The 2,524-nt window shown below is 36.3% G+C and carries 5 protein-coding genes; 3 read left to right on the top strand and 2 right to left on the bottom strand.

What is annotated here, in order from left to right; translation table 11 throughout:
* Together WB217_RS10770 and WB217_RS10775 are read left to right on the top strand one after the other, a co-directional pair.
* A partial coding sequence (locus WB217_RS10770; RefSeq protein ID WP_423993229.1) for an acyl-ACP desaturase occupies positions 1-556 on the top strand: 556 nt, incomplete at its 5' end.
* Positions 557-642: 86 nt separating this feature from the next.
* On the top strand, positions 643-810 hold the full coding sequence (locus WB217_RS10775) for a hypothetical protein (protein ID WP_423993230.1): 168 nt from the start codon (positions 643-645) through the stop codon (positions 808-810).
* Between the two features lie 36 nt (positions 811-846).
* On the opposite strand, the gene WB217_RS10780 is transcribed toward WB217_RS10775, so the two are convergent.
* Together WB217_RS10780 and WB217_RS10785 are read right to left on the bottom strand one after the other, a co-directional pair.
* A complete protein-coding gene (locus tag WB217_RS10780) occupies positions 847-1,338 on the bottom strand; it encodes a J domain-containing protein (protein WP_423993231.1) in 492 nt (163 codons plus the stop codon).
* Between the two features lie 290 nt (positions 1,339-1,628).
* On the bottom strand, positions 1,629-2,030 hold the full coding sequence (locus WB217_RS10785) for a hypothetical protein (RefSeq protein ID WP_423993232.1): 402 nt from the start codon (positions 2,028-2,030) through the stop codon (positions 1,629-1,631).
* 122 nt (positions 2,031-2,152) lie between these two features.
* On the opposite strand from WB217_RS10785, the gene WB217_RS10790 reads away from it, so the two are divergent.
* On the top strand, positions 2,153-2,524 hold a 372-nt coding region (locus WB217_RS10790; protein WP_423993233.1), incomplete at its 3' end, for a DinB family protein.

Here is a 2,524-nt window from a genome sequence, read left to right on the forward strand (position 1 = left end):
TTATCTCTTGCTTACTAGAAATGTCGATCCTATGAGGCTTCATCAACTACATAAAATAACGCTTGAACATGGCTGGAATCCTGACTACCATACACCATTTGAAACAATGGTATATACCTCCATGCAGGAGCTTGCGACGATGGTGTTTTACTATAATGTCGCCAAGGTGGCTGGCCCGCATGACAAAGATCTTTCTTCACTCCTGAGGCGCCTTGCGAAAGATGAAACCTTGCATTATGCTTTCTATCGAGATGTGATTAAATACCACCTCGAGTTAGAGCCGAATTATTGCTACTACCTGGGCAACGTTATCATGAACTTCCAAATGCCAGGTGCTGTAATGCCGGACTTTGATAATCGAATGGCGATTATCGCTAAAGAGGCAAACTATGGTCCGCTTGAATATTTCGATCAGGTGCTTGATGTGATCATTGATTACTGGGATATTGAAAACTTGAGGCCAATCGCACCGGAAGCGGAAAAAGCGAGACTGGATATCTTGAATTATCATGCACGGTTGAAGAGGGTTAGGGATAGGTTTTATAAGAATAAGTAAGAGAAAAAAGAATCAGCTGGAAACTGCTGATTCTTTTTCTTGTGAAGTATATGGTATAATAAGGAAAAATATTTTAGGAGAATAAGATGAATAAGGGTTTTGCTCTATTTTTAACGGGCTTACTAATGAATTTATCAGGAATATACTTATCGACGATTTGGACATTGGCGGGTTCACTGCTAGGAATATTTGGTGGATTAATTCTTGGAGTAAGCACCTATTTTCTAGCATTGAATAAAAGAAAAAAAGCATAAATTAAGAGACTTAATCTTTATTTTACCCCAAAGGAATTACTTCAAATTCTCATAATGCTCATTAAACACCCTAAAAAGCCTCTCATCGCCACCGCGGTCGGGATGGAGGGCTTTAAGAAGTTTTTTAAACTCTTTTTTAAGAGCCTGTCCGTTAGAATCAGCGTTTAATCCTAACATTTCTTCATAATGAAAAGAGTTGGTGCCGGCTGCTTCTATCTGGGCATTCAGCATTTTTTTCAATGTCCGGACCTTTGATTGTTCAATATGGATACGGGTTTTTGTAAGTTCTAATTCATCTGAAAGCTTTCGGTTTTCTTGTTTGGATTTCTCAAGTTGTTCATTAAGTCTCTCGGTATGATGTTGAATAATGAATTCAGTGAGATCTTTAGGATTAATATTATATGCTGCGTTCCTTCTTTGCGGTATTTCAGCCTTGATTTTCCCTTCATCAATCCATCTCAAGACATCTTCTTCGCTGGCTGCAATGCCAGATATATTCAGCTGTTCTACAGCAAGTTTTATATTCATCGGTTTCACTCTCTTTTTATAAAATAAATCAGACAAGTCTATCATAACATTATATTTTTTCAGAAAAAGAACAGCCGTGTGACATTGTATTACAGCTTAGGAAATATAAATAGAAATGGAAACTTTGTTCAATTTTGAATTATCTGGGCAAGTTATTGAGCAAAATAAAGAACTTATTAAACTTCTTTCTGAAAAGCAAGACGCTAATAAATCTGGATTATATGAATAAGATACAAAGGTGCATAAAGAAAAAAATACGAACGCGATAATCAGCTCGCGTTCGTAACATATCATTTTATTTTAATATTAAAAACATCAATGAGTTTTTCAGAATCCTCTTGGGAGAGTGCTGCATACCAGCCATCATGACCAATTACTGCTTTATTGCCTGGTAGTATCCACAAATGAAACAAAATAGATTTTGCATATGGGTTATCGAAATAAAAGGTATAATCTGCCTCTGCAGATGGCATTTCAACCGATTTCTCATGATAGTCTTTTTTGATGATTTTTTTGACGAATGAAATATCTTGTTCGTTTTTTACTGTTTTGTGGTGCTGCGAGACGCTTTTGCCGCTTGCTGACTCTATTTTTTGAACAACAATTGGATGATTTTCATCAGATTCATTGGCTGAATTACAACCAGCTAATAAAAGCGTAAACAAGAGTATGACCTTGATTGCCTTTTTCATATTTAGCCTCCTGAATGTCAGATGATTTATTTTACCATATTTCTGGAATTATTAGGGATTTAAAAACAAATTGACTAAATGAGCTTCCGATACAGTTCGTTTAAAGAGAGGAGTCGAAAAAAATGAATTTTAATATAAAAGAAGCTATTGAGGTTCTGGAAAGAACGCCTCAAACATTGGAGCTATTTCTATCAGGTCTTTCTAATGGATGGCTTCAATATGACGAAGGGGAAGGAACCTGGAATCCATTGCAAGTTATTGATCATCTCATTGAGGGAGAGAAAACCAACTGGATCCCGCGGCTTGAGTGCATTTTAAAAGAAGGAGAAAATCAGCTGTTGCCTCCGTTTGATCGCTTTGGACATTTAAAAGAAAGTTCTTCATGTTCAATCGAAGTTAAGTTCCTGGAATTTAAATCATTAAGAAATGATAATATAATGAAACTAAAGAATCTCGTGGTATACGACCAGCAGCTGGAAATGACAGGGTTACAC

Source organism: Mesobacillus sp., from assembly GCF_049588175.1.
In the GTDB taxonomy this organism is placed as follows: Bacteria; Bacillota; Bacilli; order Bacillales; family Cytobacillaceae; genus Mesobacillus.

Coding starts and splice junctions, on each gene's coding strand:
- WB217_RS10785 (WP_423993232.1), bottom strand. CDS start 2,030: ATGAAAAAGGCAATCAAGGTCATACTCTTGTTTACGCTTTTATTAGCT.
- WB217_RS10775 (WP_423993230.1), top strand. CDS start 643: ATGAATAAGGGTTTTGCTCTATTTTTAACGGGCTTACTAATGAATTTA.
- WB217_RS10780 (WP_423993231.1), bottom strand. CDS start 1,338: ATGAATATAAAACTTGCTGTAGAACAGCTGAATATATCTGGCATTGCA.